This is a genomic window from Arthrobacter sp. StoSoilB19 (assembly GCF_019977275.1).
GTDB lineage: Bacteria > Actinomycetota > Actinomycetes > Actinomycetales > Micrococcaceae > Arthrobacter.
Genome location: NZ_AP024650.1, coordinates 2,995,232 through 3,008,830, shown reverse-complemented (window position 1 = coordinate 3,008,830; position 13,599 = coordinate 2,995,232). Strand labels below are relative to the sequence as shown.

General features: G+C 67.4%; 11 protein-coding genes. 8 read left to right on the top strand and 3 right to left on the bottom strand.

The features are described from left to right. The first annotated feature begins 102 nt into the window (after window positions 1-102). Both LDO86_RS13780 and LDO86_RS13775 read left to right on the top strand, forming a co-directional pair. Window positions 103-1,551 (top strand): glycoside hydrolase family 3 N-terminal domain-containing protein, encoded by a 1,449-nt coding sequence (locus LDO86_RS13780; protein ID WP_018769201.1) that lies wholly within the window; start codon window positions 103-105, stop codon window positions 1,549-1,551. Window positions 1,552-1,641: 90 nt separating this feature from the next. Next, the gene (locus LDO86_RS13775; protein WP_018769202.1) at window positions 1,642-2,439 is read left to right on the top strand and encodes a shikimate 5-dehydrogenase; all 798 of its coding nucleotides are present in this window, start codon (window positions 1,642-1,644) and stop codon (window positions 2,437-2,439) included. A 4-nt stretch (window positions 2,440-2,443) separates the two neighbouring features. Here the strand turns inward: LDO86_RS13775 and LDO86_RS13770 are convergent, their stop codons facing one another. Then, window positions 2,444-3,673, bottom strand: coding sequence for a class I SAM-dependent methyltransferase (locus tag LDO86_RS13770; RefSeq protein ID WP_018769203.1), 1,230 nt, complete (start codon window positions 3,671-3,673; stop codon window positions 2,444-2,446). A 52-nt stretch (window positions 3,674-3,725) separates the two neighbouring features. Here LDO86_RS13770 and LDO86_RS13765 point away from each other — a divergent pair, with 52 nt between their 5' ends. The 3 genes from LDO86_RS13765 to groL all read left to right on the top strand — a co-directional run bounded on the left by LDO86_RS13765 (window position 3,726) and on the right by groL (window position 6,342). Next, on the top strand, window positions 3,726-4,106 hold the full coding sequence (locus LDO86_RS13765) for a DLW-39 family protein (RefSeq protein ID WP_026265756.1): 381 nt from the start codon (window positions 3,726-3,728) through the stop codon (window positions 4,104-4,106). 252 nt (window positions 4,107-4,358) lie between these two features. Beyond that, the gene (gene groES, locus LDO86_RS13760) at window positions 4,359-4,652 is read left to right on the top strand and encodes a co-chaperone GroES (RefSeq protein WP_224084030.1); all 294 of its coding nucleotides are present in this window, start codon (window positions 4,359-4,361) and stop codon (window positions 4,650-4,652) included. A 79-nt stretch (window positions 4,653-4,731) separates the two neighbouring features. After that, entirely contained in the window at window positions 4,732-6,342 is a 1,611-nt protein-coding gene (gene groL / locus LDO86_RS13755) for a chaperonin GroEL (protein ID WP_018769206.1), read from the top strand. Window positions 6,343-6,410: 68 nt separating this feature from the next. Here groL and LDO86_RS13750 read toward each other — a convergent pair whose 3' ends face one another. Next, window positions 6,411-7,013: a dihydrofolate reductase family protein gene (locus LDO86_RS13750; RefSeq protein WP_018769207.1), complete on the bottom strand. Its 603-nt coding sequence runs from the start codon at window positions 7,011-7,013 to the stop codon at window positions 6,411-6,413. A 56-nt stretch (window positions 7,014-7,069) separates the two neighbouring features. Between LDO86_RS13750 and LDO86_RS13745 the strand changes: the two genes are divergently transcribed. Beyond that, on the top strand, window positions 7,070-8,593 hold the full coding sequence (locus tag LDO86_RS13745; RefSeq protein ID WP_018769208.1) for an ATP-dependent DNA ligase: 1,524 nt from the start codon (window positions 7,070-7,072) through the stop codon (window positions 8,591-8,593). Window positions 8,594-8,616: 23 nt separating this feature from the next. On the opposite strand, the gene LDO86_RS13740 is transcribed toward LDO86_RS13745, so the two are convergent. Beyond that, entirely contained in the window at window positions 8,617-9,585 is a 969-nt protein-coding gene (locus LDO86_RS13740; protein WP_018769209.1) for a DUF389 domain-containing protein, read from the bottom strand. 189 nt (window positions 9,586-9,774) lie between these two features. Here LDO86_RS13740 and LDO86_RS13735 point away from each other — a divergent pair, with 189 nt between their 5' ends. Next, window positions 9,775-11,805, top strand: a complete 2,031-nt coding sequence (locus tag LDO86_RS13735) for an acyltransferase family protein (RefSeq protein ID WP_018769210.1) — start codon at window positions 9,775-9,777, stop codon at window positions 11,803-11,805. 227 nt (window positions 11,806-12,032) lie between these two features. Then, on the top strand, window positions 12,033-13,544 hold the full coding sequence (guaB, locus tag LDO86_RS13730) for an IMP dehydrogenase (RefSeq protein ID WP_018769211.1): 1,512 nt from the start codon (window positions 12,033-12,035) through the stop codon (window positions 13,542-13,544). The last annotated feature ends 55 nt before the right edge of the window (window positions 13,545-13,599 follow it).

Below are 13,599 nucleotides of genomic sequence, written 5' to 3'. Positions count from 1 at the left end.
GCGCCTCCCACCGCTTCTGCCTCACCTGACGCAGGCTCCCGCCCCCTGGGGTGGGGCCCGGAGCAGCGCGACCAGGACGCCGCCGTCGCGGCCGTGGCAGCCATGACTCCGGAGGAGAAGGCGGGGCAGGTTCTGCTCCCGTTCTTCAAGGGCAACCAGGTGGAGGCGCACGCCGCGCTCATCCAGCGGCTGCACCTGGCCGGATCCATCATCATGGGCGACAACGTGCCACGCGATGCGCAGGGGAACGTGGATGTTGCCGCCATGGGCGCGGTGAACCAGCGGCTGCAGCAGGCTGTCGCCGCCGGCGGCCGGCGGTGGCCCGGGATCATCGGCGTGGACCAGGAAGGGGGCGCCGTGGCACGCCTGGGGCAGCCCCTGACTGAATGGCCCACGCCCATGAGCTACGGAGCGGCCGGCAACCCGGCCCTGACCCGGGAAGCAGGAAAGGGCCTGGCCGGCGAGCTGGTGCCGCTGGGATTCGACCTCGACTTCGCGCCGGATACCGACGTGACCATCGGGCCCAGCGACCCCACCATCGGCGCGCGCTCCATGTCCGCGGATCCTGCCGCCGCCGCAGCCCACGGGGTCGCCTTCGCCCAGGGCATGCTGGACGCCGGCGTGCTTCCCACCGTCAAGCACTTTCCCGGCCACGGCTCGGTGACCGCGGACTCCCACCTCAGCCTCCCGGTCCAGCCGGCCGGCATCGACCAGCTCCGGGCCCGGGACTGGAAACCCTTCCAGGCGGCGGTGGCCGCGGGCCTGCCGGTCGTCATGACGGGCCACATCGCTGTGCCTGCGCTGGAGCCCGGTGTGCCGGCGTCGCTCTCCGCACCGAGCTACGCCGCGATGAGGGAGCTCGGATTCAAAGGTGTAGCCGTGACGGACGCCCTCAACATGGGAGCCGTGGACAAGCAGTACCCCGCCGGCGCAGCAGCCGTAAAAGCTTTGGGAGCCGGCGCCGACCTGTTGCTGATGCCCGCGGACGTGGAACAGGCGCACGCCGCCATCCTCCAGGCCCTGGCCGCCGGCACGCTTCCCGCCTCCCGGCTGGATGAGGCCGCGCAGCGGGTGGCCACCATGATGATCTGGCATGCCCGGACCACGCCGCCTGCCGGAACAGCCGGCACAGGTGCCCCGGCCGGAAGCGGTGCGGCGTTGTCGGCGTGGGTTTCGGCGTCGGCCGTGACGGTTGTCTCCGGTCCCTGCAGCGGACCCCTGGTGCCCGGTGCGGTGCGCGTTGCCGGCGGGGGACCGGGGGACCGGGAGCGCTTCGAAGCCGCGGCCGCACGTGCCGGCCTCGCGGTTGGATCAGGACCGCTGGTGAACCTCATCGGCTTCGGCGGGAATCCAGCGGCCGGGGACATTGCCGTGGCCCTGGATGCCCCCTGGCCGCTCCAAAACTCCACGGCTCCGGTGAAGCTGGCGCTGTACGGCCGCACCGACGCTGCCTTTGATGCGCTGGTGGCCGTGCTGGCAGGAAAGGCGCCTGCTCCCGGGAAGCTGCCCGCCGCCGTCGGGCCTTTCCCCGCGGGAACCGGCTGCCCCTGACCTCTGACTCCTGACCCGGACCCCGGACCGGGGACCCCGCACGATGGCTGGAACGCGTTTAATGGTCTGGTGCCCATTCTGAATAAAGACATGACCCTCTGCATCTCGCTGTCGGCCCGCCCCAGCAACAACGGGACCCGCTTCCACAACCATCTGTACGGGCAGCTGGGCCTGAACTGGATCTACAAGGCGTTCGCGCCCACCAACCTGGAACAGGCCATCGCCGGAGTGCGGGGCCTGGGCATCCGCGGCTGTGCCATCTCCATGCCGTACAAGGAAGACGTCATCGCGCTGGTGGACGAGATGGACCCGTCCGCCAAGGCCATCGACTCCGTGAACACCATCGTGAACACCGACGGCCACCTCAAGGCGTACAACACCGACTACACGGCCATTGAGCAGCTGCTGGCATCCAACGGGGTCCCCACCGACTATCCCGTGCTGGTCCAGGGGGCGGGCGGGATGGCCAAAGCCACCGTCGCCGCGCTCCGGGACGCCGGTTTCAAGGACGTCACCGTCATCGCCCGGAACGAGGCCGCCGGGCGTGCGCTCGCAGGCCAGTACGGTTTCCAGTGGCGTGCAGCGCTCGACGGCGGGACGGCGGACATGATCATCAACGTCACCCCCATCGGCATGGCGGGCGGCGCCGAAGCTGACAGCCTGTCCTTCCCCGCGGAGGCCATCGAGGCCGCACGCGTGGTCTTCGACGTGGTGGCACTGCCCGCCGAGACGCCGCTGATCCGGGCCGCCCGCGCGGCAGGCAAGCACGTCATCACCGGTGCGGAGGTTGCCACCATCCAGGCCCTGGAACAGTTTGTGCTGTACACGGGAGTGCGCCCCACCGCGGAACAGGTCCGGGCAGCCGAGGAGTTCATGCGCGCCCAGTAGGCGTTTACACCGGTTCCACCACGATGGCCACGCGGTCCTCGCCGATGCGAGTCAGGACCAGCGTGGCCGTCCTGGCGGAACCCTTTTTGGCGGCGCCCTTGCCCTGTGGGAGGAGCTGCTTCCGCAGCTCTTCCGGGGTCACCGCTGTGCCGCGCTTCTTGATGTCCAGCACGGTGATCCCCTCCTCCTTCACCCAGGCCTTGAGTGCCTTGACGTTGTAGGGCATGACTTCCAGGACCCTGTAAGCCTTGGCGAACGGGGTGTCCAGAAGTTCCGCGGCACAGATATAGGCAATGTGTTCATCCACCAGGTGCCCGCCGAGCTGCAGCGCCACGTCGGCAACCAGCCCGGCACGGATCACGGCGCCGTCGGGTTCGTACAGGTAACCCTCCACGGGTCCCACCGGAGCGGCCGGGCCGGCGCCGAAGTCCTCTGCGCTGGTCAGCTCGGCGGGCCCCTGGGACCCCAGGACCAGGGCCGCCCGGCGGACCCCGGGCCTGCGCACGGCGTTGAACCAGAGGGTCACCTCGGTCACGTCCCCGGCCACCGACACCCACTGGGCTTCGCATCCCGTGGGCACGGACTCGTGGGGCATGCCCGGGCCCATCTTCACGCCCACCGCCTTCCCCCCGGCGGCCAGCGACTCCACGAAGGACAACGGCGGTGAGAAAGCCTCCGGGTCCCAGATCCGCTTGGTCCCCGACGTGGAAGTGACGCGGCGTGCCGGATCCAGCCAGACGCCGTCGATCCCCTCCAGCGGGACCGATGCCGCGTCCGCGTGGACCACCGTGGCATTGGGGAAGGGGATGAGGTTCATGGTGGCGCAGGCGGCGGTGGTTTCATCCATCTCCACGGCGGTGACGGTGATGTCCAGGGAAGCCAGGGCCATGGCGTCGGCACCAAGACCGCAGCCCAGGTCCGCCACGTGCCGGATCCCGGCTGCGGCGAACCGCTGCGCGTGGTGTGCGGCGACGTTCAGCCGGGTGGCCTGCTCAAGGCCTGCCTGGGTGAAAAGCATCTGGCGGGCGAACTCACCAAACTTCGCCTCGGCCCTGGTCCGCAGCCTGGACTGCGTCAGGACGGCGGATACAAGTTCGCCCGGGTGGCCGGCTTTCCGGAGCGCCGAATTGAGCTCAAACGCGTCCTCTTCGCGGTAGGGGCCCAGCGATGCCAGCAACTCCCAGCCTTCGGGGGTCAACAGGGGTGCGATCTGGTCCTGGGGAGCGTGGGGCATGGTTTCCAGCCTAGTGGAGGACGGCTGCCGGGATGCGGATACTGTTGAAACCATGGATGACAGCGCAGCCCCAGGGGAGACCGGCGAACATCGACCCAGGGACCGCGGTGTGGCTAGGTTTGCCCGTCCAGCCCTGATCGCCGCGGCCGTGGTGGCCGTGGTGTGCATCGCCCTGCTCGTGATCATTTTCCTGCTGGACACGTTCAACGCCACCGTTTATTCGGTGGGCGGCAACGACATCCACGACAACACGCAGGAGGCGCGGGACATCCGCGGGTTGTACGACGGCGCACGGGCCGGGAGCATTTTCTTCCTCGTTGTTGCCGTACTCACCGCAGCCGGGGCCGGTTGGGTGCTTTACCGGAAACGTCAGCAGGGAGGCGGCGAGGCCGACGGTGGCGAGGACGTGGACTTCGACGACCTGGGCCGTTAGGGAAGCATGTTTGCCGCCCTGGACCGCCGTCGGCCGGAGCCCGAAAGGCTTACGCCGATGACGAAACGTTGGCACTCACCTTGACCGAGTGCTAACCCTTACATAGAGTCTTCATTAGCACTCTCCCTAGGAGGGTGCTAACACATGAAGAGCTGCCAGCCAGGCTGCTGCCGGCACCGCGACGACGGTTTGCCAGCCACGGCGGAAAGCTTTCCAGTCCACGAATTTTGCTGACGAAAAGGAGAGGTCCGAGTGTCGGTCTCTATTAAGCCTCTTGAGGATCGTATTGTTGTCCGCCCGCTCGAAGCCGAGCAGACCACGGCTTCAGGCCTGGTCATCCCGGACTCCGCCCAGGAGAAGCCGCAGGAAGGCGAAGTTGTTGCAGTAGGCCCCGGCCGCTTCGAAGACGGCCAGCGGGTTCCGGTTGACGTTGCCGTTGGCGACGTCGTCATCTACTCCAAGTACGGCGGAACCGAAGTCAAGGCCGGCGGCACCGAGTACCTGGTGCTGTCCGCCCGCGACGTCCTGGCTGTCGTCGTCAAGTAACTCTTCCGGATCCCCGTGCCGCCGGCCATGCTCATGCTGGCCGGCAGTGCGGGGTTTCTGTCTTTGAAAGGACAAAACCATGGCAAAGCAGCTTGCGTTTAACGACGCTGCCCGCCGGTCCCTTGAGGCCGGCATCGATAAGCTCGCGAACACCGTCAAGGTGACGCTCGGCCCCCGCGGCCGCAACGTCGTCCTGGACAAGAAGTGGGGCGCCCCCACCATCACGAATGACGGCGTCACCATCGCCCGTGAAGTGGAACTTGACGATCCCTACGAGAACCTTGGCGCGCAGCTGGCCAAGGAAGTAGCCACCAAGACCAACGACGTTGCCGGCGACGGCACCACCACCGCCACGGTCCTGGCCCAGGCCCTGGTCAAGGAAGGCCTGCGCAACGTTGCTGCCGGCGCCGCTCCCGGCCAGATCAAGCGCGGCATCGAAGTTGCGGTTGAAGCCGTGGCTGCCCGCCTGCTCGAAAACGCCCGCCCGGTCGAAGGCACCCAGGTGGCTAACGTTGCCGCCATCTCGGCCCAGAGCGACGAAATCGGCGAACTGCTCGCCGAGGCCTTTGGGAAGGTGGGCAAGGATGGCGTCATCACCATCGAAGAGTCCTCCACCACCCAGACCGAACTGGTCCTCACCGAGGGCATGCAGTTCGACAAGGGCTACCTGTCCCCGTACTTCGTCACCGACGCGGAACGCCAGGAAGCAGTCCTCGAGGACGCGCTTATCCTGATCAACCAGGGCAAGATCTCCTCGATCCAGGAATTCCTGCCGCTGCTGGAAAAGGCACTGCAGGCTTCCAAGCCGCTGTTCATCATCGCCGAGGACGTCGAGGGCGAGGCCCTGTCCACGCTCATCGTCAACCGCATCCGCGGCACCCTGAACGTTGTTGCCGTCAAGGCTCCCGGCTTCGGCGACCGCCGCAAGGCCATGCTGCAGGACATCGCCACCCTCACCGGTGCGCAGGTTGTCTCCCCGGAGCTGGGCCTGAGCCTGGACACCGTTGGCCTGGAGGTGCTGGGTACGGCCCGCCGCATCACCGTCACCAAGGACAACACCACCATCGTCGACGGCGCAGGCTCGGCCGAGGACGTGGCCGCACGCGTTGCCCAGCTGCGCGCCGAGGTTACCCGCACCGATTCCGACTGGGACCGCGAAAAGCTCCAGGAGCGGCTGGCCAAGCTGGCCGGCGGCATCGGCGTCATCAAGGTGGGTGCCGCAACCGAGGTTGAGTTGAAGGAAAAGAAGCACCGCATCGAGGACGCAGTGTCCTCCACCCGCGCTGCCCTCGAAGAAGGCATCGTGGCCGGCGGTGGCTCGGCCCTGATCCACGCCCTCAAGGCACTGGATGAGGATGCCGCCGTCAACGCCCTCGAAGGCGACGCTGCCGCGGCCGTCGGCATTGTCCGCCGCGCACTGGTCCAGCCCCTGCGCTGGATCGCCCAGAACGCCGGCTTCGACGGTTACGTGGTCACCTCCAAGGTTGCCGACCTGGAAATCAACAACGGGTTCAACGCCAAGTCCGGCGAGTACGAGGACCTGATCGCTGCGGGCGTCATCGACCCCGTCAAGGTCACCCGTGCAGCCCTCCGCAACGCGGCCTCCATCGCCGCGCTGGTTCTCACCACCGAGACCCTTGTCGTGGAGAAGCCGGCCGAAGAGGACGAGCACGCAGGCCACAGCCACTGATCCTGCCCGTCTTCACATACAGAAAACCGGTCCAGCACCAGCTGGGCCGGTTTTCTGTGTTCCGGGTGCTACGTAGCCGCCATCTCGGCGGTTTCGACTCCGCCCGCAGGCTCGTAGACCAACGACACGGCTCCCTTGGGGTAGCTGCGTACCGGCTCGGCGAGCCGGAATGTTGAGGGGACCGTCCCGGCGTCGAAGAGCCGCTTGCCCTGCCCCAGGGTGACCGGATACAGCCAGAGATGAAGGCGGTCCAGCACTTGCGCCTCCAGCAGGGACCGGATGAGGACGCCACTGCCGAACATGTGCACCTGCTGGTACTCGTCCCGGAGCCCGCCCGCCGCCGCGGCATCCGGCAGCACGGTGGTGCCGGCCCATGCCGGATCGGACAAGGAGCTTGACACCACAAACTTGGGTATCCGGTTGAGCGTGTCCGCGATGTCCCCGGACTGCTGGGGCCAGTAGGCGGCAAAGATGTCGTAGGTCTTCCTGCCAAGGAGCAGGGCATCCATCCGCGCTATTCCAGCCGCAATGGCGGCGCCGGATTCGTCGTCGGAGACCGGTGCCTGCCAGCCGCCAAGGTTGAACCCGCCCTCGCTGTCTTCCTCGCGGCCGCCGGGCGCCTGGTAGACGCCGTCCAGGGTGATGAACAGGTTCGCGACGATGTTGCCCATCCACCAAGTCTGGAACGGGGCTCCGGCCCTGTCCAGTGCCGTGGCAGGATGGTGCCATGCTGCTCCTTGAGCTCGTCAACACCGCGGAGGCCGTCACCTCCACCCGCTCCCGGCTGGCCAAGGTGGATGCGCTGGCCCAGCTGCTGGGCCGGCTTGAGCCGGCGGAAATCCCGACGGCGGTGGGCTGGCTGGTTGCCAAGCCCCGCCAGGGACGCGTGGGCGTCGGATGGAGTGCCGTGGCGGCGGCCAAGGAGGAACCCGCCGTCGAACCAACCCTCACCCTGGCCGACCTCGACGCTGCCCTGGACCGGCTGCTTGCCACGGCGGGTACCGGATCGGGCGCGGGGCGCGCGGCCACCCTCCGGACGCTGATGGCGGCAGCCACTGCTTCTGAGCAGGCCTTCATTGCAGGTGTCCTGCTTGGCGAGCTGCGTATAGGAGCCCTGGAGGGAGTGCTGACGGATGCCGTTGCCCGCGCTGCCGGGAAGCCCGTTGCCGTCGTACGGCGCGCTGCGATGCTTTCGGGCGACCTGGGCGGAACAGCCCTGCTGGCCATCACGGGCACCGAAGCCGAGCTGGACGCCGTCGGCCTGGTGGTTGGCCGCCCCGTGCAGCCCATGCTGGCGGCCACCGCGGCCAGTCCCAGCGCAGCCCTGGAGGCGACCGGGGAGGCCTCGGTGGAATACAAGCTCGACGGCGCCCGCATCCAGGTGCACCGGTCCGGCGACGACGTCAGCATCTACACGCGCAACCTCGCCGACGTCACCCACCGGCTCCCCGAGGTGGTGGACCTGGTTCGCGGGCTGCCGCTGCGGGACGTGATCCTTGACGGTGAAACCCTGGCCCTGGACGAGGAAGGCGGCCCGCGGCCGTTCCAGGAAACCATGGCGCGCTTCGGTGCGGATGCCGCGCGTGAGACGGTGCTGCATCCCTGGTTCTTCGACGTGCTGCATATCGATGGGCGGGACCTGCTTGATGAGCCGCTGTCCGCCCGGATCAGTGAGCTCGAGCGGATCGCGCCGGAGCACCGGATACCGGGGGAGATCACGGCCGATCCCGCCGTTGCGGAACGGGTGTCGCAGGAGGCGCTTGCCGCAGGCCATGAAGGCGTTGTGGTGAAGGCCATCGGTTCCACCTACGCGGCCGGCCGGCGCGGAGCCAACTGGGTGAAGGTCAAGCCGGTGCTGACGTACGACCTGGTGGTGCTCGCCTGCGAATGGGGGTCCGGGCGCCGCACCGGGATGCTGTCCAACCTGCACCTGGGCGCCCTTGACCCAGCTGGGGAGTTCGGAGAACCCGGCGGCTACGTCATGGTGGGCAAGACCTTCAAGGGCCTCACCGACGAACTGCTGCGATGGCAGACGGAGAGGTTCCAGGAGCTTGAGGTGCGGCGCACGGCCGGCACGGTGTGGGTTGAGCCGGTCACGGTGGTGGAAATCGCCATCGACGGCGTGCAGCAGTCACCGCGCTATCCCGGCGGCATCGCCCTGAGGTTTGCCCGGGTCAAGCGCTACCGGGATGACAAGGCTGCGGCCGAAGCAGACACGATCCAGACCCTGCGCGCCCTGCTGCGGCCGTAGCGCACCGTGAATGCGGAGGCTCCTTAGTTGCGGGCCCCGCTCCGCTGGCGCCTCAGGTTCCGTGCCACCCCGTGCGGCACGCGCCTGGAAACCATGCGGTAGAAAAGCAGTACCGCGAGGGCGGCCACCACGATGCCCACGAGGTTGAGCAGCAACTGGAGCGCCGAGCCCGCAGCCTTCTGGTATTCCCCCAGGACCAGGGCCACCGCAACGTACCCTGCCGCCGGAACGGTGGTCACCGAGATGAAGACCCCGATCAGGGCCGCGGAGCGCCGGCCGATGATGGAGAGCATTCCCGCGATGCCGGCCAGGACGGCAACAATCAGCGAATACGGACCCGGATGGTAGATGAATTCCACCGCGGAACCCTTGTCCAGGGCATCCCGCGGGAAGAGACCGAGGGGCACCGACAGCCACGCCGTCAGTGCCGCCAGCAGCATGGCCACGGGGAACCCGACACCCAGGGCAATGGCAGCACGGCGGCCAAGCTTCCACTGCCGGGTGGCAAGCGAGACGGCGAGGGCGGCCAGCGGTCCGAACTCGGGACCTACCGCCATGGCTCCCACAATCGCGATGGGGGAGTCCGTCACGATGCCGATCCCGGCAAGCTGGGTTGCGAGCACCAGGAAGGCGAGGAAGTTCCATGTCAGGCGGGAGTCCTCTCCGGTTTGCCGCGTCACGTCGTCCCAGATCACTGCGTCCGCACCGTCCCCGGGGGCGGCCCGCTCCGCCCGGTCGGCTTTCTTTGACAGGACTAATTCCGGCGTGGACATGGCAATGGATCCAACGTCCTGGACCTTCAGGATCTCCAGCTTCTCGAGGAGTTCCTCCACTGACTCCCGGGCGATCAGGACCTCGATAACGTCGCCTTCCGGGACCACCGACGCACCCGCAACCAGCGCAACCTCTGCCGCGCCCCGCTGGTCCCGGCACGTCTTCAGCGTCACGGCGGAGAGCTCGCCGGGCACGCAAATCCGCAGTTGGACAACCACGCCGTCTCCCTTCGATGATTGGGCCCAGCATAGTCCGAACAGGTGCGTTGATTGGCCGTTGCTGACCGGCTTGGCTAGGCTTGATGCTTTGGCTGGCGGGCGTCCTGAGAGGTTCTAGTGTCGATAACGGAAACGTCGAAGGCACCTGAACCCCCGTCCAGTGCCGCGAACAGGAAACAGTCCAGTTCCGTGAACAGGAAACGGAAGCCCACTTTCCGCCCCGAGGTCCAGGGGCTCCGGGCCCTGGCTGTCCTGATGGTGGTGGCGTACCACGTGTGGTTGGGCCGCGTGTCCGGCGGCGTGGACATCTTCCTGCTGATCTCGGCGTTCCTGCTCACGCTTTCCTTCGTCCGCAAAGCCGAATCCGGCCACCCTTTCAAGCTGATGGCGCACTGGCTGCACCTTTTCAAGCGACTGCTGCCGGCCGCCGTCGTGGTGATCCTTGGAGTGCTGGCAGGCACCTGGCTGATCCTGCCGCAGGGCCGCTGGCCACAGGTGCTGGACCAGGCCTGGGCGTCCCTCCTTTACCGGCAGAACTGGCTCCTGGCAGACAATGCAGTGGACTACTACGCGCAGGACCACGCCGGAGCCAGTCCGCTGCAGCACTTCTGGTCCCTGTCCATCCAGGGACAGGTCTTCATTCTGTGGCCACTGATCTTTGCCGCGACCGCTGCGTTGCTGAACCGGCTGCGCCGGGTTCCCCGCCTGCAGGGGCTGACCTACCGAGGGTTGCTCGGCGCAGTCTTTGGAACGGTTTTGGCGGTGTCGCTTGCCTACTCCATTGACCAGACCGCCGGCAACCAGGCCTACGCCTACTTCGATACGCGCGCCCGGCTTTGGGAGTTTGCGCTGGGATCGTTGCTGGCACTGGCGCTGCCCTACGTCAAGCCCGGCCGCGTGGTGCGGGTGGCCCTGGGCTGGGCCGGACTGGCAGCCATGGTGTCCTGCGGGCTGGTCCTGACCGTCGACCGGTCCTTTCCCGGGTACGTGGCACTCTGGCCCACACTGGCCGCGGCGGCCATCATCATCGCAGGGCAAACCGGCAGCCGGTTCGGCGTGGACCGGCTCCTCAGCAGCCGCCCCGCCGTCGCCCTGGGTGACAACTCCTACGCCCTCTACCTCTGGCACTGGCCGGTCCTGGTGCTGGCGCTCGCGGCCACCGGCGTGGAGGCACCCAACCTCAAGCAGGGACTGGGCATCGTCGCTGCCTCCATCGTGCTCGCTGTCCTGACCACCCGCTTTGTTGAAAAGCCGCTGCGCGACTGGCATTGGCCCAAGCTTCGCGCCTGGCGGACCGCCGTCGTCATTGTTGCCTGCGGTGCCTTGCTGGCTGGTCCCGTGGCGGTTTGGCAGACATCGCTCACCGCAGAGGAAAGCGCGACGGCGGCACAGCCCCGTGAGCTGACGCCGGGGGCCTTGTCGCTCACGCCGGAGAACGAAAGCACGCCCGCGCCCAGGGCCAGGACCATCCCCGGACCCACCGCCCTGGACAACGACTGGGCCGGGATCGACTCGCCCTGCACAGGTGCCAACGCCACGGGCGATCCCATCCTGGAGGGGTGCCGGCAGGAGCTTCCGGAGGAACCGTCCACCCGGCGCATCGTGGTGCTGGGCGACTCCCATGCCCAGCAGTACCTGGCAGCGCTGGCTCCCGTGGCGGCCGCGCGTGGGTGGGAATTGGTCACCCTCCTGATGCCCGCATGCCGGTTCGGCGCCGAATCGGAGACCAGGAATGCCGAATGCAACGCCTACAACAAGGCCAGCTCCGCCTACGTCCTGGAACACCGCCCGGATGCGGTGTTCACCGTGGCAACGCTGACCCATGAGGATGCCCCGTTCGAAACGGAGGTGCCGGGGTACCTTGACGGCGTCAAGCCGTTCGCCGACGCGGGGATCGAGATCGTGGGAATCCGCGACAACCCGAGATTCACCTTCAACATGCCCCAGTGCGCCCAACGGAACGGCGCCGGCGCGGCTGCCTGCAATCCATCGCTCGCCGAGTCCCTGGTGGAGCCATCGCCACTGGAGAACTACCGCGGCAAGCTGCCCGGGCTGCACCTGATGGACATGAGTGACTTCATCTGTGCCCGGGGCGTTTGCCCTGCGGTGGTGGGGAACGTGTACGTCTACAAGGACGACAACCACCTGACCAGAACCTATGTGGAGACCATGATCCCCATGTTCGAGCAGCGGCTGCTGGCTGCAACCGGCTGGAGCTGAGCCGGCCCTAAGGGTGGGTGGGGGCGTGCGGTTGCTCACATTACCGGCGTGGAATAGGGGGATCGGCGCCGAGGTTCTAATATTTACTCAACACTTTCTGCCCCCGGAACGCCGTCCTGCACGGTGGTCCCGCAGGATCGTCTGCACAGGCCAGTTCCGTAATAACGGGCTGGTCATCGGCTGCAACCCCTACCCGTGACCCAGCAACCAAGGTAAGAGGCGCACTCATGACCGAGCCCGAACACAACCCCTTTGGCTTCATCGGCCTGACCTACGATGACGTCCTGCTCCTGCCGGGCCACACCGACGTGATCCCGTCCGAAGCAGACACCTCCTCGCGGATCTCCAAGCGGATCACGGTGCAGACCCCTCTGCTCTCCGCCGCAATGGACACCGTGACGGAATCCCGCATGGCCATCGCGATGGCCCGCCAGGGTGGCCTGGGCGTGGTGCACCGCAACCTGTCCATCGCCGACCAGGCTGACCAGGTGGACCGGGTCAAGCGGAGCGAGTCAGGGATGATCACCAACCCGCTCACCATCCGTCCCGAGGCCACGCTGCGGGAACTTGATGACCTTTGCGCCCACTACCGCGTCTCCGGCCTGCCCGTGGTGGACGAGGACAACCGCCTGCTGGGCATCGTCACCAACCGCGACACCCGCTTTGTCCCCGAGTCCGATTTCCCGCTGCGGCTGGTCAGCGACGTCATGACCAAGATGCCCCTGGTCACCGGACACGTGGGAATCAGCCGCGAGGAAGCCTCGCACAAGCTCGCAACCAACAAGATCGAAAAGCTCCCGCTGGTGGACGAGCAGGGCCGGCTCAAGGGCCTCATCACCACCAAGGACTTCACCAAAGCCGAGCAGTACCCGCTGGCCACCAAGGACGACGAGGGCCGGCTCCGCGTGGGTGCTGCCATCGGCTTCTTCGGTGACGGCTGGGAGCGGGCCATGGCCCTGGTGGACGCAGGCGTCGATGCCCTGTTCGTGGACACCGCCAACGGCCACTCCCAGGGTGTGCTGGACATGATCCGCCGGCTCAAGTCCGACCCCGTGGCCGCCCACGTGGACATCATCGGCGGCCAGGCTGCCACCCGCGAAGGCGCCCAGGCACTGATCGACGCCGGCGCGGACGGCATCAAGGTGGGTGTTGGTCCGGGCTCCATCTGCACCACCCGCGTGGTGGCCGGCGTGGGCGTCCCGCAGATTACCGCCATCTACGAATCCGCCAAGGCTGCCATGCCGGCCGGCGTGCCGCTGATCGCCGACGGCGGCCTGCAGTACTCGGGCGACATCGGCAAGGCATTGGTGGCCGGAGCCGACACCGTCATGCTGGGATCGCTGCTGGCGGGCTGTGACGAGTCCCCGGGCGAGCTGATCTTCGTCAACGGCAAGCAGTTCAAGTCCTACCGCGGTATGGGCTCCCTGGGCGCCATGCAGTCCCGCGGCAAGAACACGTCCTACTCCAAGGACCGCTACTTCCAGGCGGACGTGTCCGGCGACGACAAGCTGATCCCCGAAGGCATCGAAGGCCGCGTTGCCTACCGCGGGCCGCTGTCCTCGGTGGCGTACCAGTTGGTGGGGGGCCTGCGCCAGACCATGTTCTACACCGGGGCACCGACCATCCCGGAGCTGAAGGCCCGCGGCAAGTTTGTCCGCATCACGTCTGCCGGACTCAAGGAATCGCACCCGCATGACATCCAGATGACCGTGGAGGCGCCGAACTACGGTTCGCGCTGATCCCGGTGGCTTAATGCTGCAGAAGGAGGTGGGGAATTCCCCGCCTCCTTCCGCA

Coding starts and splice junctions, on each gene's coding strand:
- LDO86_RS13745 (WP_018769208.1), top strand. CDS start 7,070: ATGCTGCTCCTTGAGCTCGTCAACACCGCGGAGGCCGTCACCTCCACC.
- LDO86_RS13765 (WP_026265756.1), top strand. CDS start 3,726: ATGGATGACAGCGCAGCCCCAGGGGAGACCGGCGAACATCGACCCAGG.
- LDO86_RS13770 (WP_018769203.1), bottom strand. CDS start 3,673: ATGCCCCACGCTCCCCAGGACCAGATCGCACCCCTGTTGACCCCCGAA.
- groL (WP_018769206.1), top strand. CDS start 4,732: ATGGCAAAGCAGCTTGCGTTTAACGACGCTGCCCGCCGGTCCCTTGAG.
- guaB (WP_018769211.1), top strand. CDS start 12,033: ATGACCGAGCCCGAACACAACCCCTTTGGCTTCATCGGCCTGACCTAC.
- LDO86_RS13775 (WP_018769202.1), top strand. CDS start 1,642: ATGACCCTCTGCATCTCGCTGTCGGCCCGCCCCAGCAACAACGGGACC.
- LDO86_RS13750 (WP_018769207.1), bottom strand. CDS start 7,013: ATGGGCAACATCGTCGCGAACCTGTTCATCACCCTGGACGGCGTCTAC.
- LDO86_RS13780 (WP_018769201.1), top strand. CDS start 103: ATGACTCCGGAGGAGAAGGCGGGGCAGGTTCTGCTCCCGTTCTTCAAG.